This window comes from Streptomyces sp. NPDC043853 (genome assembly GCF_056436025.1).
In genome coordinates, this window is the sequence record NZ_JBWKDJ010000024.1 from 38,382 (window position 1) to 57,845 (window position 19,464).

A 19,464-nucleotide genomic window follows, 5' to 3' on the forward strand; every position below is an offset into this window, starting at 1 on the left:
GAACGGCCACCGCGGCGCCGCAGGACCGACACGATCGGACTACCCGGGGGCCCGGGTCCGGGGCGGAGCCCCGGTGAACGGGAGAAGGGCGGGGAGGGGCATGCCCCGCAGGGTGGGCGCTACGGCACGTCGCCGCGCAGCCGCGCGCGCACCCGCTCGACCACGTCGGCGTAGCGGGCCTCCGCGCCGTAGCGGGTCGGCTCGTAGTACCGCTTGCCGTGGATCGCGTCCGGCGCGTACTGCTGCGCGGCGATCCCGCCCGGCACGTCGTGCGGGTACACGTACCCCTGCGCGTGCCCCAGCTTGGCCGCGCCCTTGTAGTGGCCGTCCCGCAGGTGCGGTGGCACCTGGCCGGCCAGGCCGGCCCGTACGTCGGCCAGGGCCGCGCCGATCGCGGTCGTCGCGGTGTTGGACTTCGGCGCCAGCGCCAGCGCGATCGTGCAGTGGGAGAGGGTCAGGGCCGCCTCCGGGAAGCCGATCATCGCCACCGCCTGGGCGGCGGCGACCGCCGTCGGCAGGGCGGTCGGGTCGGCCAGCCCGATGTCCTCGCTGGCGGAGATCATCAGCCGGCGCGCGATGAACCGGGGGTCCTCCCCCGCCTCGATCATCCGCGCGAGATAGTGCAGCGCCGCGTCCACGTCCGAGCCGCGGATCGACTTGATCAGCGCCGAGGCCACGTCGTAGTGCTGGTCGCCGTCCCGGTCGTACTTCACCGCCGCACGGTCGACCGTCTCCTCCAGCGTCTCAAGGGTGATCTCCGGCTCGCCCTTGGCGATGGCCGCACCCGCGCCCGCCTCCAGCGCGGTCAGCGCCCGCCGCGCGTCGCCGCCGGCGATCCGCAGCAGGTGCGCCTCCGCATCGTCCGCGAGCGTCACCGCACCGCCCAGGCCCCGCTCCTCCCCCAGGGCCCGGCGCAGCAGTCCGGACAGGTCCCCGTCGGTCAGCGGCTCCAGCGTCAGCAGCAGCGAGCGCGACAGCAGCGGTGAGATCACCGAGAAGTACGGGTTCTCCGTGGTGGCCGCGATCAGGGTGACCCAGCGGTTCTCCACCGCGGGCAGCAGCGAGTCCTGCTGTGCCTTGCTGAAGCGGTGGATCTCGTCGAGGAAGAGGACGGTCTCCTTGCCGTACCCGCCGGCTGCCCGACGGGCTCCGTCGATGACCGCCCGGACCTCCTTCACCCCGGCCGTGATCGCGGACAGCTCCACGAAACGCTTCTTCGTGGCCTGGCTGACCACGTACGCCAGGGTCGTCTTGCCGATGCCCGGCGGCCCCCAGAGGATCACGGAGGAGGAGCCGGCCGGGCCGCCGCTGCCCTCGCCGACCAGCCGTCGCAGCGGGGAGCCGGGCTTGAGCAGGTGCTGCTGGCCGACGACCTCGTCCAGGGAGCGCGGGCGCATGCGGACGGCGAGCGGTGAGCTCGCCGGGTCCTTCTCCTGGCGGTCCTCGGCGGCGGCGGTGAACAGATCGGGTTCCACGCCCTGAAGCCTAAGCGAGCGGACCGACAGTCCGGACGGACGGCCCCGTCTGTCAGGAGATCCAGAAGTCCCACCAGCGGGTCAGGATCAGCATGCCGATGATCCCGATGTGCAGGACGGGCGGCACCCAGGCGAACTCCTCGAAGAAGCCCTTGAGCCAGCCCGGGGCGGGAAGCAGCCCCTCGCGGACGTTGTGCGCGGTGACGTACCAGAACATGACGATGGTGGCGACCCAGGCCAGGCAGCACCACAGGCACAGCGCGTTGATGTTGTACAGCGACTGGTAGGTGAGCCAGGCGCAGAAGACGACGCCGAACAGCGTGCCGGCGTTGAAGGTCAGCCAGTACCAGGGCCGGAAGCGGGCCCCGGCCAGCAGGCTCATGCCCACGCAGATCACGATGCCGTAGGCGACCAGGCCCAGCATCGGGTTGGGGAAGCCGAACGCGGACGCCTGCTCGGACTTCATGATGCTCCCGCAGGCCACCACGGGGTTGAAGCTGCAGCCCGGAACGAAGTCCGGGTCCTCCAGCAGCTTGAACTTGTCGATGGTGATCACCCAGGCGGCGAGCAGCCCGGCCGCTCCGGTGATCACCAGCAGCCAGGCCAGCGCCCGGCTCCCGCCGACCGTCCGTGTGGTTCCCGCGCCCGATGTCGTCATGCCGAGCATTCTGCCGCACCCGGTCCGGGGGCCGTGCCCCGGACCGGGTACCGATGATCATGCGCGGCGGGTACGCCGCGGCGGTCAGGCCAGCTTGGCGCGGACCGCCTCGACGAGCCCGTCGACCGGTACGGCGCTCTGCTCGCCGGACTCCATGTCCTTGAGCTGGACGACGCCCTCGGCGAGGTCCCGCTCCCCGGCGACCACGGTCAGCCGCGCACCGCTGCGGTTCGCGTCCTTCATGGCGCCCTTGAGGCCCTTGCCTCCGTAGCCGAAGTCGGCGGCGATGCCGGCCCGGCGCAGCTCGGTGACCTTGGCGAACAGCAGCCGCCGGGCCTCGTCGCCGATGGCCACGGCGAACACGCTGGTGGCGGCCGGGATGTCCAGCTCGATGCCCTCGGCCTCCAGCGCCAGCACGGTGCGGTCCACGCCGAGCGCCCAGCCGACGGACGGCAGCGCCGGGCCGCCGATCATCTCGGACAGTCCGTCGTAGCGGCCGCCGCCGCCGACCGCGGACTGGGCGCCCAGGCCGTCGTGCACGAACTCGAAGGTGGTACGGGTGTAGTAGTCCAGGCCGCGGACCAGCTTGACGTCGTCCTCGAAGGCCACGCCCGCGGCGGTGACCAGCGCGCGCACCTCCTCGTGGTACGCCTTGCAGGCGTCGCACAGGTAGTCGCGCAGCAGCGGCGCGTCGACCAGCTGCTTCTGCACGTCCGCGCGCTTGTCGTCGAGCACCCGCAGCGGGTTGATCTCGGCCCGGCGCAGGGTCTCCTCGTCCAGGTCCAGCCCGCGCAGGAAGGTCTGCAGCGCCTCCCGGTACACCGGGCGGCACTCCTTGTCGCCCAGCGAGTTCAGCAGGATCCGGAAGTTCCGCAGGCCCAGCGAGCGGTACGCCTGGTCGGCGAGGATGATCAGCTCGGCGTCCAGGGCCGGGTCCTCGGCGCCGATCGCCTCGGCACCCACCTGCGAGAAGTGGCGGTAGCGGCCCTTCTGCGGGCGCTCGTAGCGGTAGTACGAGCCGGAGTACCAGAGCTTGACCGGCAGGTTGCCCTGCTTGTGCAGGCTCGCCTCCAGGGCGGCGCGCAGCACGGAGGCGGTGCCCTCGGGGCGCAGGGCGAGCTTGTCGCCGCCCTTGGTCTCGAAGGCGTACATCTCCTTGGTGACGATGTCGGTGGATTCGCCGACACCGCGCGCGAAGAGGTTGACGTCCTCGAAGCCGGGGGTCTCGATGTATCCGTAACCCGACGTGCGCAGCGGGCCGGAGATGGCCTCGCGGACCGCCAGGTACTTGGCGGAGTACGGCGGGATCAGGTCGTACGTGCCCTTGGGGGCCTTGAAGGTGCTCAACGTAGTCTCGTCACATTCCTCGTCGTGGGGCGGCCGTGCCGTCCCCCAGGCCGGCGGCGACTTCCCTGAGGTAGGGGTTGGTCGCGCGCTCACGGCCGATGGTGGTCTGGGGACCGTGGCCGGACAGCACCACGGTCGAGTCCTCGAGCGGCAGGCACACGCGGGCCAGCGACTCGAGCATCTCGGCGTGGGAGCCGCCGGGCAGGTCGGTGCGTCCGATGGAGCCGGCGAAGAGCAGATCACCGGAGAAGAAGACGGGCGGGATGTCAGCCGCCTCCGGCATCCGGAAGGTCACCGACCCCTTGGTATGGCCCGGTGCGTGCGCGACCGAGAACTCCAGACCGGCCAGCTCCAGGCTGCTGCCGTCGGTCAGCGTGCGGACGTCGTCCGGCTCCCCCACGGTCAGTTCGCCCATCAGCGGCATCCCGATGGAGCGGCCGAGGGCCTTCTCCGGGTCGCTCAGCATGTAGCGGTCCTCGGGGTGGATCCAGGCGGGAACGTCGTGCGCCCCGCACACCGGGACCACCGAGGCCACATGGTCGATGTGGCCGTGGGTCAGGACGACCGCGACGGGCTTGAGCCGATGCTTCTTCAGCGTCTCCTCGACTCCCTGGGCGGCTTGGTGGCCCGGGTCGATGATGACGCACTCCTCACCGGCGGCGGGGGCGACCAGGTAGCAGTTGGTGCCCCAGGCCCCGGCGGGGAATCCGGCAATCAGCACGTTCGTCCCTCACGTCGGTCTCGGCTGGGCGGTTCAGCGGGAAATGCTGCAGATCAGAGCGTACCGGCGCCGCTCATCACACAGCGAACCCATATACGGTACGGCCTGACCCTGCCCGCACATTGGTACCGGACACGCACAAGGAGACGACCCAGGTGGTCACGAGCGATCAGCGGCGGCGTCAGCTCGCCAGGGAGAAGTACGAGCGTCAGCAGCAGCGCCGCGCCGAGGTCCGGCGCAAGACGCGCAGGCGGACGGCGGTGATCAGCGCGGCCGTGGCCGCGGTGGTGGCACTGCTGATCGGCCTGGCCGTGGGCGGGGTGTTCAGCAGCGGGGACTCCGATGAGCCCAGCGCCGCGAGCACGCCGTCGGCCCAGCCCACGCCGAAGCAGTCCCCCTCGCCGGCGATGGCGATCGACGCCAAGGCGAAGTACACGTTCTCGCTGAAGACGAACCAGGGCGAGATCAAGATCGACATGGACGCGGCGAAGACCCCGCAGACGGTGAACTCCTTCAAGGCGCTCGCGGACAAGGGCTACTTCGACGGGACCAAGTGCCACCGGCTGACCACGGAGGGCATCTTCGTGCTCCAGTGTGGCGACCCGGAGGGCACCGGCATGGGCGGCCCCGGCTACACCATCCCGGACGAGAACCTGACCGCGCTCGGCAAGCCCAACGAGCAGGGCCAGGTGATCTACCCGGCCGGCACCGTGGCGATGGCCAACACCGGTCAGCCGGGCTCCGGCGGCAGCCAGTTCTTCCTGGTCTACAAGGACAGCCCGCTCACGCCGACGTACACCCCGTTCGGGACGATCGACGCGGCCGGCCTCAAGATCGTCCAGGATGTCGCCAAGGAAGGCACCGCCGAAGGCGGCATCGCCCCGAAGAAGGCGGTCACCATCGAGAAGGCGGCGGTGGCCAAGAACTGATCTTCCCGGCGCCCCGGGCCGGCCGCCGCACCCCCGTGCCGATATTCCGTCGTGCGGGATGCGGACAGCCGGCCCGGCGGTCGCCTATGTTTGCGTTGTGCAGGGCGGGCGCTGCCCGCCCCCAGGAACTGTGGACGATGCCGAGGGGTGATCCCCGTGGAGGCATCAGGTGGAGGAGGCGCTGTGAGCAGCGACCCGTGGGGCCGCGTCGACGAGACGGGCACCGTGTACGTGCGAACCGCCGAGGGCGAACAGGTCGTCGGCTCGTGGCAGGCGGGCACCCCCGAGGAGGCCCTGGCCTACTTCGAGCGCAAGTACGAGGGCCTGGTGGTCGAGATCGGCCTCCTCGAGCGGCGGGTGCGGACCACCGATCTGTCCGCGAAGGACGCGCAGACCGCGATCGACCACCTTCGTCAGCAGGTGGAGGAGCACCACGCGGTCGGCGACCTCGACGCGCTCCGTAAGCGTCTGGACAAGCTCGTCGCGGCGGTCGAGTCGCGCCGCGAGGAGCGCAAGGTCGCCAAGGCCAAGCAGACCGACGAGGCCCGCAAGGCCAAGGACGACCTGGTCACCGAGGCCGAGCAGCTGGCCCAGAGCGACCAGTGGCGGGCGGCCGGCGAGCGGCTGCGCGCGCTGGTGGACACCTGGAAGGGCCTGCCGCGGCTGGACCGCAAGTCGGACGACGAGCTGTGGCACCGGTTCTCGCACGCCCGGTCGGCCTTCTCCAAGCGCCGCAAGGCGCACTTCGCCGCGCTGGACTCGCAGCGCGAGGACGCCCGCAAGGTCAAGGAGAGGCTGGTCGCCGAGGCCGAGGCGCTCTCGAAGTCGACGGACTGGGGTCCGACGGCGGCCCGCTACCGCGAGCTGATGGCGGACTGGAAGGCGGCCGGCCGGGCGCAGCGCGAGGCGGAGGACGACCTGTGGAACCGCTTCCGCGGCGCCCAGGACGTGTTCTTCGCGGCGCGCGGCGAGGTGTTCGCGGTGCGTGACGCCGAGCAGGTGGAGAACCTGAAGCTGAAGGAGGAGCTGGCCGACGAGGCCGAGAAGCTCGTCCCGGTGACGGACCTGAAGGCGGCCCGGGCCGCGTTCCGCTCCGTCAACGAGCGCTGGGAGGCCATCGGTCACGTCCCGCGGGACGCCCGACCGAAGGTCGAGGGCCGGATGCACGCCGTGGAACGGGCGATCCAGGAGGCCGAGGAGGCCGACTGGCGCCGTACGAATCCGGAGGCGCGGGCCCGCGCGGCCGGCCTGACGGGCCAGCTGCAGGCGGCTGTCGACAAGCTGCGCGAGCAGATCGACGCGGCGCGCGCGGCGGGCAACAACGCCAAGGCCGACAAGCTGGCGCGTGAGCTGGAGGGCCGCCAGGCCCTGCTGGACCAGGCGCTGAAGGGCCTGGAGGAGTTCGGCGGCTGAGCACCCCTTTGCGCCTTGACCGGCGCCGCTCTCGCGGAGGTGGTTGCTCGCCGTGGGAGTTGCTCAATGGATGGCTGAGGTAGCCGTCGCCGAAAGAGAGGGCCCCGGTACGCGTTGATGCGTACCGGGGCCCTCGCGTCTCCGGCTGGGGGCGGGGTCAGGCCCTCGTCACGGTCTCCTCGCCGACGTCACACGGTAGACGTCGTAGACGCCCTCCACGCCCCGGACGGCCTTCAGGACGTGGCCCAGGTGCTTGGGGTCGCCCATCTCGAAGGTGAAGCGGGAGGTGGCGACGCGGTCGCGGGAGGTCTGGACGGCCGCGGACAGGATGTTGACGTGCTGGTCGGAGAGGACCCGGGTGACGTCCGACAGCAGGCGGGACCGGTCCAGCGCCTCGACCTGGATGGCGACCAGGAAGACGGAGGACTGGGTGGGGGCCCACTCGACCTCCAGGATCCGCTCGGGCTGCTGCGAGAGGGAGTCCACGTTGACGCAGTCGGCTCGGTGAACCGATACGCCGCTGCCGCGGGTGACGAAGCCGATGATCGGGTCGCCGGGCACCGGGGTGCAGCAGCGGGCCAGCTTCACCCAGACGTCGTCGACGCCCTTGACCACCACGCCCGGGTCGGCGCTGCCGCGCCGCTTGCCGCGGCTCCGCGAGGGCGGGACGCTCTCCTCGATCTCCTCGCCCGCGGCCTCCTCGCCGCCGAGTGCCTGCACCAGCTTCTGGACCACGGCCTGTGCGGAGACGTGGCCCTCGCCGATGGCGGCGTAGAGGGAGGAGATGTCCGGGTAGCGCATCTCATGGGCGAGGGTGACCAGGGAGTCGCCCGTCAGGATCCGCTGGATCGGCAGGTTCTGCTTGCGCATGGCCCGCGCGATGGCGTCCTTGCCCTGCTCGATGGCCTCGTCCCGGCGTTCCTTGGAGAACCAGGCGCGGATCTTGTTGCGGGCGCGCGGGGACTTGACGAATCCCAGCCAGTCGCGGGACGGGCCCGCGCCCTCCGCCTTGGAGGTGAAGACCTCGACCAGGTCGCCGTTGTCCAGGGTGGATTCGAGCGGCACCAGGCGGCCGTTGACCCGGGCGCCTATGGTCCGGTAGCCGACCTCGGTGTGTACGGCGAAGGCGAAGTCGACCGGGGTGGCGCCGGCGGGCAGCGCGATGACGTCGCCCTTGGGGGTGAAGACGAAGACCTCGTGGCGGGACAGGTCGAAGCGCAGGGACTCCAGGAACTCGCCCGGGTCCTCGGTCTCCTTCTGCCAGTCCAGGAGCTGGCGCAGCCAGGCCATGTCGTTGACGGTGTCCTGGCCGGCACTGCCCTTGGCGGCCTTGGGGACGTCCGTGCGGATCTTGGAGCTGCCGGCGACGGTCTCCTGCTTGTACTTCCAGTGCGCGGCGATGCCGTACTCGGCGCGGCGGTGCATGTCGAAGGTGCGGATCTGCAGCTCGACCGGCTTGCCGCTGGGCCCGATGACCGTCGTGTGGAGCGACTGGTACATGTTGAACTTGGGCATCGCGATGTAGTCCTTGAACCGGCCGGGGACCGGGTTCCATCGCGCGTGCACGGTGCCCAGGGCCGCGTAGCAGTCGCGGACGGTGTCCACGAGGACGCGGATGCCCACCAGGTCGTAGATCTCGGCGAAGTCGCGACCCCGCACGATCATCTTCTGGTAGACGCTGTAGTAGTGCTTGGGGCGGCCGGTGACGGTGGCCTTGATCCGGGCGGCGCGCAGGTCGACCATCACCTCGTCGGTGACGACCGCGAGGTACTCGTCGCGCTTGGGCGCGCGCTCGGCGACGAGCCGCACGATCTCGTCGTACATCTTCGGGTAGAGGATCGCGAAGGCGAGGTCCTCCAGCTCCCACTTGATCGTGTTCATGCCGAGGCGGTGGGCCAGCGGCGCGTAGATCTCGAGGGTCTCGCGGGCCTTCTTCTCCTGCTTCTCCCGCTTGAGGTAGCGCATGGTGCGCATGTTGTGCAGGCGGTCGGCCAGCTTGATGACCAGGACCCGGGGGTCCTTCGCCATGGCCACGACCATCTTGCGGACCGTCTCGGCCTGGGCGGCCTCGCCGAACTTGACCTTGTCCAGCTTGGTGACGCCGTCGACGAGCAGGGCCACGGCGTCGCCGAAGTCGCGGCGGAGCTGCTCCAGCCCGTACTCGGTGTCCTCGACGGTGTCGTGCAGCAGGCCCGCCATCAGGGTGGCCGGGTCCATGCCGAGCTCGGCGAGGATGGTGGTCACCGCGAGCGGGTGGGTGATGTACGGGTCGCCGCTCTTGCGCTTCTGGCCGCGGTGCCAGCGCTCGGCGACCTGGTACGCCTGCTCGATCTGGCGGAGCGTGGCCGTCTCGATCTTGGGGTCGTTGCTGCGGACTATGCGGAGCAGGGGTTCCAGCACCGGGTTGTACGGGCTCGACCGCTGGACGCCCAGACGCGCGAGCCGGGCGCGCACGCGGTTGGAGGACCCGGCCGGCTTCAGCGGCGCGGGGCGGGCCGGCACGGCGGGCGGCGCCGGCTTGGGCGCGGCCGACTGGGGCGGCTCGGCCTTCGGCTCGGGCTGCGCGGCGGAGATGGGCTGGACCTCGTCTGGCAAGAGCGCTCCTCTGGGGGTCCCCCGGACTGAGTCCGGGGGAGGATCCGGGGCCCCGGTCAGGTCCGGATAACCCATGGTAGCGAGCTGCGCCGACAGACGTTCCCCGGGCCGTCATGCGGACGCCGCCTCCGCGGAGCCCGCCCGTCCGCCCGGAGACCGCCCGGCCGGGTGCGGGAAACGCGAAGCGGCGGGCTCCCCCACCCGGGGGAACCCGCCGCTTCGGCGGAACGGCTCGGGCCGGCCGGGCCCGCGTCCGGTCAGGAGCGGACCGGAACAGAAGCAGGCCGGGTCACGAGCAAGCCAGATCACCGCCAAGGCAGATCACCGGCAAGCCAGATCACGAGCAGGCCGGACCACGAGCAGGCTAGATCACGAGCAGCGCGTCCAGCGGCGCTCCCGCGAGCGCCCGCTCCAGGCGGACGCGGCCGCTGAGGAACGACAGTTCCATCAGCACCGCGACGCCCGCGACCTGGGCCCCGGCCCGCCGGATCAGCTCCAGCGAGGCCTCGGCCGTGCCGCCGGTGGCCAGGACGTCGTCGATGACGAACACCCGGTCCTCGGCCGTGAGGGCCTCGGCGTGGATCTCGATCTCCGCCGTGCCGTACTCCAGGTCGTACGCCTGCGCCAGCGTCGCCCCCGGCAGCTTCCCGGCCTTGCGGACCGGGACGAAGCCGATGCCGGAGCGGACCGCGACCGGCGCCGCGAGGATGAAGCCGCGGGCCTCCAGGCCCACGATCTTCGTCGCCCCGCAGGCCGCCGCGATCTCCGCCAGTGCCCCGGTCAGCGCCGAGAACGCCTCCGGGTCCGCGAGCAGCGGGGTGATGTCCTTGAACACCACACCCGGCTTCGGGTAGTCGGGCACGTCGGTGATGCGGCTGAGCAGCAGCTCGCGCACCTCGTCCGCGACCGGCCCGGGACGCCCGCTCACCGGCGGCGGCCCGACGGACGGCCGGAGGCCCGGCCCTGCGCGACGACCTCGGGACCGCCCTCGCCATCGGCGGAGTCGAAGTCCGCGGACTCGCCCTTCGCGGCGGCCGCGGCCCGCTTGGCGAGCACCCGCTTCTTCAGCGCCTTCATCGCCGGCTCGCGCTCCCTGAGGTCCACGACCAGCGGGGTCGCGATGAAGATCGAGGAGTACGCACCGGCCGCGAGGCCGACGAACAGCGACAGCGAGATGTCGTTCAGCATGCCCGCGCCCAGCACGCCGCCGCCGATGAACAGCAGGCCGGCGACCGGCAGCAGCGCCACCACGGTGGTGTTGATGGACCGGACGAGGGTGCCGTTGATGCTCTTGTTGGCCAGCTCGCCGTAGGTGAAGCGGCTCTGCTTGGTGATGTCCTTCGTCGACTCCTTGAGGCCGTCGAACACCACGACGGTGTCGTACAGCGAGTAGCCGAGGATGGTCAGCAGACCGATGACCGTACCGGGGGTGACCTCGAAGCCGACCAGGGCGTAGATGCCGACGGTGATGGTGAGGTCGTGGATGAGCGCGACCAGCGCGGCCACGGCCATCCGCCATTCGAAGGCGATCGCCAGGTAGATCACCACGAGGACCATGAACACGCCGAGGCCGGTCCACGCCTTGTTGGCGATCTGCTCACCCCAGCTGGGGCCGACCAGATCCGCGTTGATGTCCTTCTCGGCGACCTTGAGGTCCGTCGCGAGCTGCTTCTTCACGTCGGTCGCGGCGGCCGTGTCCAGGCCGGACACCTGGATGCGCAGGCCGCCGCTGCCGAGTTCCTGGACGATCGCGTCGTGCCCGGACGCCTGCTCGGCGTCCTCGGTGGCCTTGGCCACGGACACGCTCGTCTTCGGGGTGGTGAAGACGGCACCGCCCTTGAACTCGATGCCCATGTTGAGGCCCTGGACGGCCAGGGCCACGATCGCCGTGATGGTGATCAGAACGGAAACGCCGTACCAGACGAAACGCTTGCCGACGAAGTCGTACCCGACCTCGCCGCGGTACAGCTTGGCGCCGAGATCTCCGAGCTTCGACATCTCACGCCTCCTTTACGTCGACGGGGGCGGATGCGGCGGTGGAACGGCGGGACCGGCGCAGCGGCGGCTTGGCGCCGAGCCGCTTGGGGTCCAGACCGGACCACGGGTGCCCGCTGGCGAAGAACTTCGTCCGCGCGAACAGCGTCATGATCGGCTTGGTGAAGAGGAACACCACGACCACGTCGAGCAGGGTGGTCAGACCCAGGGTGAAGGCGAAGCCCTGCACCTTGCCGACGGTGACGATGAACAGCACGGCCGCCGCCAGGAACGACACGAAGTCGGAGACCAGGATGGTGCGCCGGGCACGCGGCCAGGCCCGCTCCACGGAGGACTGCAGCGAGCGGCCCTCGCGGATCTCGTCGCGGATGCGCTCGAAGTACACGATGAACGAGTCGGCGGTGATACCGATGGCGACGATCGCACCGCAGACGGCGGGCAGGTTCAGCGCGAAGCCGATGCCCTTCCCGAGCAGCGCCATGATCGAGTACGTGAGGATCGCGGAGACCAGCAGCGAGGCGACCGCGATCAGCGACAGCCCGCGGTAGTACACCAGCAGGTAGATCACGACGAGGGCGAGGCCGATGGCACCGGCGATGAGGCCGGCCTTCAGCTGCTCGCTGCCGAGCGCCGAGGTGACGGTGGTGACGCTGTCCTCCTGGAAGGACAGCGGCAGGGCGCCGTAGGACAGCATGTTGCCCAGGTCCTGCGCGGACTGCTGGGTGAAGCCGCCGGAGATCTCGGCGCTGCCGCCGGGCAGGGCCTGGCTCACCGACGGGTCGGAGACGACCTCGCCGTCGAGGACGATCGCGAACTGGTTCATCGGCGGGGCCTGCGCTGCCAGCTCACCGGTGATCTTCGCGAACTTGTCGGCGCCACGGTTGTTGAACTTCATCGTGACGATCCAGGCACCGCGCTGCGAGTCCAGGATGCCCTTGGCCTCGGTCACGTCCTTGCCCTCGACGCCGGCCGGGCCCAGGATCCACTTGCCCCAGCTGTCGCCGCGCTTGCCACAGGCGAGGGTGGAGTCGGTCGGCTTGGCGTCCTTGCCGACGGTGGCCCGCTGGTCCTCCTTGGTGCAGTCCAGGGCGGCGAACTTCGCCTGCAGGGCCGCGGCGCCCGCGTCAGCCGCGGGGGCGGAGGGGCTCGGAGCCGGGGCGGAACCGCTCGGCTTCGGGGCGGGGGAGCCGGTCGCCTTGTTGTCGTCTGCCTTCTTCGACTGGCCCGCCGACGGGGTCGGGGTGGGCGTGCCGGGGGCCTTGAGGCCCTCGGTGAGAGCACGGCCCTGCGAAGTGGCGCTGGACGACGGCGTGGCCGACGGACTCGACTTGCCCTTGTTGTCGCCGGCCTTCGGGGAGGCCGAGGTGCTGCCCGACGGGCTCGGGGAGCCGCTGGGCGCTCCGCTCGGCGCGCCCGACGGGTTCGCCGTGGGCATCGGCTGCTCCGGCGTGCCCATGTCCTGGTAGGCCAGGACCGGGCGGAAGTACAGCTGGGCGGTGGTACCGACCTGCTCGCGAGCCTGCTTCTCGTTCGTCCCCTTGGGGATGTTCACGATGATGTGGTCGCGGCCCTGCGTCTGGACCTCGGCCTCCGAGACGCCGAGACCGTTGACGCGGCGGTCGATGATCCCGACCGCCGTGTTCATGTTGGTCTCGTTGATCGCGTTCGGCTTGCCGGGCTCGCTCTTGGCCTTGAGCGTGATGCTCGTACCGCCGGCGAGGTCGATGCCCAGCCGGGGAGTCGTCTGCTTGGAGAGGAACATCCCCGCGGTGAGCGCCACCATCGCGATCAGGATGATCGCCAGGGCGCGCCCCGGCCTCCCCTGAGCCCCCGTGGGCCGCCGGCCCTTCTTCGGTGCTGCCACCTTTGTCGTATCTCCCTGTCCAACCGTCCGGCGCTCGGTCAGCGCGCGGACGGCCACGAAATGTGTGGTGGGGACCCCTGCCCCCCGCGGAAACGGGTCACCGGGCGGAGGACCTCCGCGGCCGCCGGTCGGACGGCGCGGTGTCCCCCGCCGGGTGCGCTACTTCGCGCCGCCCTCGGCGTCGCCCTTGGGCTCGTCCTTCTTGCCCAGGTCGAGCTTCGGGGCCTCGTCTGCGTCCTTGTCCTCGGCCTTGCCCTCGGTCTTGTCCTCGGCGGACTCGATCAGCGAGGAGGCGTCGTCCGGGACGACCGGCGTGTCGATGGTCAGATCATCGGTGACACCGTGGACGATGCGGTTGTACTCGTCGTCCTCCAGGACGGCGCCGATGGCGTTCTTCGCGTAGATCGCGTGGACGCCGGGGGCCACCTCGAGGGTGACGGTGTCGTCACCGAGCTCCTTGACCGTGGCGTACATGCCGCCGATGGTCCTGACACCGGTGCCGGGGGTCATCTGGTCCCGCATCTGAGCGGCCGCCTGCTGCTTCTTCTTGGCAGAGCGGGTCATCAGGAACATCGCCCCGATGAGCACGATGAACGGGAGGAAAGTCACGAGGTTCACGAGACGAAGATCCTTCGCACGACCGCGCCGGAGGGCGGCCATTTCTACGGGGGTGGGCATGCCGACCTGCACGGTCGGCATCGGCGGAGTCTAGGCGAGTCCACACCGATGGAACAACGCCCAGCATGGCACCGCAGTTCCAGCCGGGGCGAACCTCCGCGCCGTCAGGCCCCGAAGAGCCCCTGCTGTCCGGCCTGTCCCCCGGGGGCGACGAGTCCCAGATGGGCCCAGGCGGCGGGGGTGGCGATCCGGCCCCGCGGCGTCCGGGCGAGCAGGCCCTCGCGGACCAGGAAGGGCTCGGCGACCTCCTCCACCGTCTCCCGCTCCTCCCCCACCGCGACCGCCAGCGTGGACAGTCCGACGGGACCGCCGCCGAACAGCTTCAGCAGCGCCTCCAGGACCGCCCGGTCCAGGCGGTCCAGGCCGCGCGCGTCCACCTCGTACACCTGGAGGGCGGTGGCGGCCACCTCGCGGGTGATCACGCCGTCGACCTTGACCTGGGCGTAGTCGCGGACCCGGCGGAGCAGCCGGTTGGCGATGCGGGGGGTGCCGCGGGAACGCCCGGCGATCTCGGCGGCTCCGTCGGTGTCGATCTCCACGTCGAGGAGCCGGGCGGAGCGGTGGATGACCCGCTGCAGCTCCTCGGGGGCGTAGAACTCCATGTGACCGGTGAAGCCGAAGCGGTCGCGGAGCGGCGGGGGCAGCAGGCCCGCCCTGGTGGTGGCGCCGACCAGGGTGAACGGCGGCAGTTCCAGCGGGATGGCGGTGGCGCCGGGGCCCTTGCCGACGATCACGTCGACCCGGAAGTCCTCCATCGCCATGTAGAGCATCTCCTCGGCGGGCCGGGACATGCGGTGGATCTCGTCGAGGAAGAGCACCTCGCCCTCCTGGAGCGAGGAGAGGATCGCGGCGAGGTCGCCGGCGTGCTGGATGGCGGGGCCGGAGGTGATCCGGATGGGGGCGCCCATCTCCGCGGCGATGATCATCGACAGGGTGGTCTTGCCGAGTCCGGGAGCCCCCGAGAGCAGCACGTGGTCGGCGGTGGCCCCACGCTGCCGGGCGGCCTTCAGGACGAGGTCGAGCTGCTGCCGGACCTTCTCCTGCCCGACGAACTCGTCGAGGTCCTTCGGGCGCAGCGCCGCCTCGACGGCGCTGTCGTCCCGGTCGGCGTCCGCGCCGACCAGCCGCGCCTCCGCCTCGGCGGTGGTCTCGTCGTCCCAGTTCACGGTGTCTGCCTTCTCGGTGTTCGTGCGGTGCGATCGTACGTCTGCGGGCGGTGCGTCCTGTCGGGGGCGCGGGGAAATACGCGACCAGCCCCCACGGCGCCGCACGTGCGACGACCCGACCCAGGGGTCCGGGGGTTTCCCCCGGCTTCGACTACCGGGCCCGGTTCAGGCTCTGCAGCGCGGCCCGCAGCAGCTGCGGCACGGGCGCCGAGCCGGTCTCGGCCAATGCGGCCTCGGCCTGCGGAGCGACGGCCTCCACCGCCGACTCCGCCTCGCGGGCGGCGTAGCCGAGCCCGATGAGCGCGGCGGAAAGCTGCTCGGTCCACGGCGCGGGCCCGGACGTCGCGGCCCGCTGGGCGCCGACCAGGCCGCTGCTGCCCAGCGGGGCGCCCAGCTTGTCCTTGAGCTCCAGCAGCAGCTTCTGGGCGCCCCGCTTGCCGATGCCCGGCACCGCCGTCAGCGCCTTCTCGTCGCCGGTGGCGAAGGCGGTCCGCAGCGCGTCGGGGCTGTGCACGCCGAGCATGGCCTGGGCGAGCCTCGGGCCGACCCCGCTCGCGGTCTGCAGCAGCTCGAAGACCTGGCGCTCGTCGTCGTCGGCGAAGCCGTAGAGGGTGAGCGAGTCCTCCCGGACCACCAGCGAGGTCGCGAGCCGGGCCTGCTCGCCGGTGCGCAGTCCGGCGAGGGTGGCGGGGGTGCAGTGCAGCAGCATGCCGACGCCCCCCACCTCGATCACGGCGCTGGTGGGGGCGAGCGCGGCCACCGGGCCGCTGACGAAGGCGATCATGCGCTTCGGCCTTTCGAGGCGTGCAGGGCTACGGCCTGCTGCAGGCGGTTCTGGGCGGGGGCCCGCCAGATGTGGCAGATGGCGAGGGCGAGCGCGTCGGCGGCGTCGGCCGGCTTGGGCGGGGCGTCCAGCCTCAGCAGCCGGGTCACCATCGCCCCGACCTGCGCCTTGTCGGCCCGTCCGCTGCCGGTGACGGCGGCCTTCACCTCGCTGGGAGTGTGCAGGGCGACGGGGATGCCGCGGCGCGCGGCGCACAGCATCGCGACGGCACTCGCCTGCGCGGTGCCCATCACGGTCCGCACGTTGTGCTGACTGAACACCCGCTCCACGGCGACCAGCTCGGGCCGGAACTCCTCCAGCCACCGCTCGATGCCGCGCTCGATCTCGACCAGCCGGAGCCCGATGTCCGCGTCGGCGGGAGTCCGTACGACGCCCACGCCGAGCATCTTCAGGGGACGCCCGGCGACCCCCTCGACCACGCCGACACCACACCGGGTCAGACCGGGGTCCACCCCCAGGACTCGCACCGGCCCCTCCCCTCGCTCACCCGTTCACACACGTCCACGCAGGCTATCCGGTAGGTCTGACAACGCAGCGGGCCGACGGGGTGTGTCCCCGTCGGCCCGCTGCGCGGAAGGCCGCCGATCAGGCGTCGACCTTCTCCATGACCTCGTCGCTGACGTCGAAGTTCGCGAAGACGTTCTGCACGTCGTCGCTGTCCTCCAGGGCGTCGATCAGCTTGAACATCTTGCGGGCGCCCTCTTCGTCGAGCTCGACCTGCATGGTCGGGACGAAGCTGGACTCGGCCGAGTCGTAGTCGATGCCGGCCTCCTGGAGGGCGGTGCGCACCGCGACCAGGTCGGTGGCCTCGCTGATGACCTCGAAGTTCTCACCGAGGTCGTTGACTTCCTCGGCACCCGCGTCGAGGACCGCGCCGAGGACGTCGTCCTCGGTCAGCTCGCCCTTGGGCAGAACGACGACGCCCTTGCGGTTGAACAGGTACGAGACCGAGCCCGGGTCGGCCATCGAGCCACCGTTGCGCGTCATGGCCACGCGCACGTCGGACGCGGCGCGGTTGCGGTTGTCGGTGAGGCACTCGATGAGCACCGCGACGCCGTTCGGGCCGTAACCCTCGTACATGATCGTCGCGTAGTCCACGCCGCCGGCCTCGAGGCCGCCGCCGCGCTTGACCGCGGAGTCGATGTTCTTGTTCGGGACCGAGCTCTTCTTCGCCTTCTGGATGGCGTCGAACAGCGTCGGGTTGCCGTCCGGGTCGGCGCCGCCCGTACGGGCCGCGACCTCGATGTTCTTGATCAGCTTCGCGAAGAGCTTGCCGCGCTTGGCATCGATCACGGCCTTCTTGTGCTTCGTCGTAGCCCATTTAGAGTGGCCGGACATCCGCCTGTCTCCTTCGCGTAACCAACAGTGTTCTACCGAGATCCTACCGGGATGCGGTCAGGCCCCCGCGCGCACCATGTCCACGAAGTACGCGTGGACCCTGTCGTCCCCGGTCAGTTCGGGGTGGAACGAGGTGGCGAGGACGTTGCCCTGCCGCACGGCCACGGTGTGGCCGTCGTAGGTGGCCAGCACCTCGGCCGAGGCTCCCACGGACTCCACCCACGGCGCACGGATGAACACGCCCTCGACGGGTCCGCCCTCGATGCCGGCGAAGTCGATCCGGGCCTCGAAGGACTCGTTCTGTCGTCCGAAGGCGTTACGGCGCACGATCATGTCGATGCCGCCCAGGGTCTCCTGGTCCTCACGGCCGTCCAGGATCTTGTCGGCGAGCATGATCATGCCGGCGCAGGTGCCGTAGACCGGCATGCCGGCCCGGACCCGCTCGCGGAGCGGCTCCAGCATCCCGAACAGGACCGCGAGCTTCGACATGGTCGTGGACTCGCCGCCGGGGATGACCAGGGCGTCGACCTCGGCGAGCTCCTCGGGGCGCCGGACCGGCCTGGCCACGGCGTCCGCCGCGGCCAGGGCGATCAGGTGCTCCCGGACGTCGCCCTGCAGGGCCAGGACGCCTATCACGGGGGGATTGTTCATCGGGGTTACTGCCTTACCAGCCGCGGTTGGCGTAGCGCTCGGCCTCGGGCAGGGTGTCGCAGTTGATGCCGACCATGGCCTCGCCCAGGTTGCGGGAGGCGTCCGCGATGATCTTCGGGTCGTCGTAGAAGGTGGTGGCCTTCACGATGGCGGCGGCACGCTTGGCCGGGTCGCCGGACTTGAAGATGCCGGAGCCGACGAAGACGCCCTCGGCGCCGAGCTGGCGCATCAGCGCGGCGTCGGCCGGGGTGGCGACACCACCGGCGGAGAACAGCACGACGGGCAGCTTGCCGAGCTCGGCAACTTCCTTCACCAGCTCGTACGGGGCGCGCAGCTCCTTGGCGGCGGCGTACAGCTCGTTGTTGTCGAAGCCGCGCAGCTTGGCGATCTCGTTCTTGATCTGGCGCAGGTGGCGGACGGCCTCGACGACGTTGCCGGTGCCGGCCTCGCCCTTCGAACGGATCATGGCCGCGCCCTCGGCGATCCGGCGCAGGGCCTCGCCCAGGTTGGTGGCGCCACACACGAACGGGGTGGTGAAGGCCCACTTGTCGGAGTGGTTGACCTCGTCGGCCGGGGTGAGGACCTCGGACTCGTCGATGTAGTCGACGCCCAGGGACTGCAGCACCTGCGCCTCGACGAAGTGGCCGATGCGCGACTTCGCCATGACCGGGATGGAGACCGCGTCGATGATCTCCTCGATCATGTTCGGGTCGGACATCCGCGCGACGCCACCGTCCTTGCGGATGTCGGCGGGCACCCGCTCCAGGGCCATGACGGCCACGGCACCGGCGTCCTCGGCGATCTTCGCCTGCTCGGCGTTGACCACGTCCATGATCACACCGCCCTTGAGCTGCTCGGCCATGCCGCGCTTGACGCGCGCAGTGCCGGTCTCAGGGGTCTGCGGGGTGGGGGAAAGCGTGCTCACGGGGTGACCTCACTCGAAAGGTACGGATCTACTCGGCCGAGCAAACCGTCCGGGACCAGTCCACTGCAAGGGCCAATAAGGAGCCGGTGGCTCCCGCCAACTTGGCCATCCGGTACAAAATCCCGGCCCGGGCTGACCGGTCAGGGCCAATCAGGGCTGGTCAAGGCCGGTCGGCACCGGTTCGCCAACCTGGCGGACCGATCAGGGCCGGTCCGCCAGCAGGGCGGGCGGCTCGTCGTCCATCTCGACGGCCAGCGGAAACGGCGCGTGCCCTGCCAGTCTGAACCACCGGACCTTCCGATGCGTACGCAGCGCGCGGGCGGCACGCACCGCGTCGTTGTGGAACCTCCGCGCCATCGGAACCCGTCGGACCGCGGCCCCCAGCTCCTCGGCCGCCTCCTCGCCCCCGGGGGCCTCCCTGAGCGCCTCCACCTGCGCGGCATCCCCGAACACGGCCCGCAGCGCCTGGCTCAACTCGCTCTCGGCGACCTCCCGCTGCTCCTCCTCGGCCTGCCGGGCCGCGTGCGCGGCCTCGTACAGCACGATGGAGGAGGCCGGATCGAGCACACCGGAAGTGGCCACTTCGAGCACGACGGAGGCCCGCCGCAGCAACTGCGCGTCGAGCGCGGCCCGCGCCGCGTCCATCCGCGAGTGCAGCCGGTCCAGCCGCCCGGCGGTCCAACTGAGATACACCCCGACGACGGCAAGCCCGACGACGATCCACACAACCGTTTCGATCACGCCGAGCGACTCTAGCGGTTCACCCGCCCCGCCCTGCGGCCCGCTCCACCCCCCGAGCTGCGCCGGGCCTGGACGGGGGTTGCCCACCCGCCCCCGGGCACCGCCGTGCCGAGCCGGACGATGA

The 19,464-nt window shown here is 71.0% G+C and carries 18 protein-coding genes; 2 read left to right on the forward strand and 16 right to left on the reverse strand.

Features of this window, described 5'->3' with window-relative positions:
• Nucleotides 1–119: 119 nt before the first annotated feature.
• The 4 genes from AC067U_RS36565 to AC067U_RS36580 form a co-directional block, all read right to left on the reverse strand.
• On the reverse strand, nucleotides 120–1,475 hold the full coding sequence (locus tag AC067U_RS36565) for a replication-associated recombination protein A (protein ID WP_478834175.1): 1,356 nt from the start codon (nucleotides 1,473–1,475) through the stop codon (nucleotides 120–122).
• Between the two features lie 52 nt (nucleotides 1,476–1,527).
• A complete protein-coding gene (locus AC067U_RS36570) occupies nucleotides 1,528–2,142 on the reverse strand; it encodes a vitamin K epoxide reductase family protein (RefSeq protein WP_478834176.1) in 615 nt (204 codons plus the stop codon).
• 75 nt (nucleotides 2,143–2,217) lie between these two features.
• A complete protein-coding gene (gene hisS, locus AC067U_RS36575; RefSeq protein WP_478834177.1) occupies nucleotides 2,218–3,480 on the reverse strand; it encodes a histidine--tRNA ligase in 1,263 nt (420 codons plus the stop codon).
• Nucleotides 3,481–3,490: 10 nt separating this feature from the next.
• Nucleotides 3,491–4,201 carry an MBL fold metallo-hydrolase gene (locus AC067U_RS36580; RefSeq protein ID WP_478834178.1) on the reverse strand — a complete coding sequence of 237 codons (711 nt, stop codon included), beginning with the start codon at nucleotides 4,199–4,201 and terminating at the stop codon, nucleotides 3,491–3,493.
• A 155-nt stretch (nucleotides 4,202–4,356) separates the two neighbouring features.
• On the opposite strand from AC067U_RS36580, the gene AC067U_RS36585 reads away from it, so the two are divergent.
• Nucleotides 4,357–5,130: a peptidylprolyl isomerase gene (locus AC067U_RS36585; protein ID WP_478834179.1), complete on the forward strand. Its 774-nt coding sequence runs from the start codon at nucleotides 4,357–4,359 to the stop codon at nucleotides 5,128–5,130.
• Between the two features lie 183 nt (nucleotides 5,131–5,313).
• Nucleotides 5,314–6,543 carry a DUF349 domain-containing protein gene (locus AC067U_RS36590; protein ID WP_478834180.1) on the forward strand — a complete coding sequence of 410 codons (1,230 nt, stop codon included), beginning with the start codon at nucleotides 5,314–5,316 and terminating at the stop codon, nucleotides 6,541–6,543.
• A gap of 168 nt (nucleotides 6,544–6,711) precedes the next feature.
• Here AC067U_RS36590 and AC067U_RS36595 read toward each other — a convergent pair whose 3' ends face one another.
• The 12 genes from AC067U_RS36595 to AC067U_RS36650 form a co-directional block, all read right to left on the reverse strand.
• Entirely contained in the window at nucleotides 6,712–9,138 is a 2,427-nt protein-coding gene (locus AC067U_RS36595) for a RelA/SpoT family protein (protein WP_478834181.1), read from the reverse strand.
• A 364-nt stretch (nucleotides 9,139–9,502) separates the two neighbouring features.
• Nucleotides 9,503–10,066, reverse strand: coding sequence for an adenine phosphoribosyltransferase (locus tag AC067U_RS36600; protein WP_478834182.1), 564 nt, complete (start codon nucleotides 10,064–10,066; stop codon nucleotides 9,503–9,505).
• Nucleotides 10,063–11,136 (reverse strand): protein translocase subunit SecF, encoded by a 1,074-nt coding sequence (gene secF, locus AC067U_RS36605; RefSeq protein ID WP_478834183.1) that lies wholly within the window; start codon nucleotides 11,134–11,136, stop codon nucleotides 10,063–10,065. The genes AC067U_RS36600 and secF overlap by 4 nt, the downstream gene beginning before the upstream one ends.
• A gap of 1 nt (nucleotide 11,137) precedes the next feature.
• Entirely contained in the window at nucleotides 11,138–12,997 is a 1,860-nt protein-coding gene (secD, locus tag AC067U_RS36610) for a protein translocase subunit SecD (RefSeq protein ID WP_478834184.1), read from the reverse strand.
• 159 nt (nucleotides 12,998–13,156) lie between these two features.
• The gene (yajC, locus tag AC067U_RS36615; protein WP_478834185.1) at nucleotides 13,157–13,615 is read right to left on the reverse strand and encodes a preprotein translocase subunit YajC; all 459 of its coding nucleotides are present in this window, start codon (nucleotides 13,613–13,615) and stop codon (nucleotides 13,157–13,159) included.
• A gap of 164 nt (nucleotides 13,616–13,779) precedes the next feature.
• On the reverse strand, nucleotides 13,780–14,841 hold the full coding sequence (gene ruvB, locus AC067U_RS36620) for a Holliday junction branch migration DNA helicase RuvB (RefSeq protein ID WP_478834186.1): 1,062 nt from the start codon (nucleotides 14,839–14,841) through the stop codon (nucleotides 13,780–13,782).
• 151 nt (nucleotides 14,842–14,992) lie between these two features.
• Complete coding sequence (gene ruvA / locus AC067U_RS36625) at nucleotides 14,993–15,625, reverse strand: Holliday junction branch migration protein RuvA (RefSeq protein ID WP_478834187.1); 633 nt, start codon at nucleotides 15,623–15,625, stop codon at nucleotides 14,993–14,995.
• Nucleotides 15,622–16,152: a crossover junction endodeoxyribonuclease RuvC gene (ruvC, locus tag AC067U_RS36630; protein WP_478834188.1), complete on the reverse strand. Its 531-nt coding sequence runs from the start codon at nucleotides 16,150–16,152 to the stop codon at nucleotides 15,622–15,624. The genes ruvA and ruvC overlap by 4 nt, the downstream gene beginning before the upstream one ends.
• Before the next feature lie 118 nt (nucleotides 16,153–16,270).
• On the reverse strand, nucleotides 16,271–17,023 hold the full coding sequence (locus AC067U_RS36635; protein ID WP_478834189.1) for a YebC/PmpR family DNA-binding transcriptional regulator: 753 nt from the start codon (nucleotides 17,021–17,023) through the stop codon (nucleotides 16,271–16,273).
• A gap of 57 nt (nucleotides 17,024–17,080) precedes the next feature.
• Nucleotides 17,081–17,674, reverse strand: a complete 594-nt coding sequence (gene pdxT, locus AC067U_RS36640) for a pyridoxal 5'-phosphate synthase glutaminase subunit PdxT (protein WP_478834190.1) — start codon at nucleotides 17,672–17,674, stop codon at nucleotides 17,081–17,083.
• Nucleotides 17,675–17,687: 13 nt separating this feature from the next.
• A complete protein-coding gene (gene pdxS / locus AC067U_RS36645; RefSeq protein WP_478834191.1) occupies nucleotides 17,688–18,599 on the reverse strand; it encodes a pyridoxal 5'-phosphate synthase lyase subunit PdxS in 912 nt (303 codons plus the stop codon).
• A gap of 201 nt (nucleotides 18,600–18,800) precedes the next feature.
• A complete protein-coding gene (locus AC067U_RS36650; protein WP_478834192.1) occupies nucleotides 18,801–19,340 on the reverse strand; it encodes a LemA family protein in 540 nt (179 codons plus the stop codon).
• Nucleotides 19,341–19,464 lie beyond the last annotated feature (124 nt).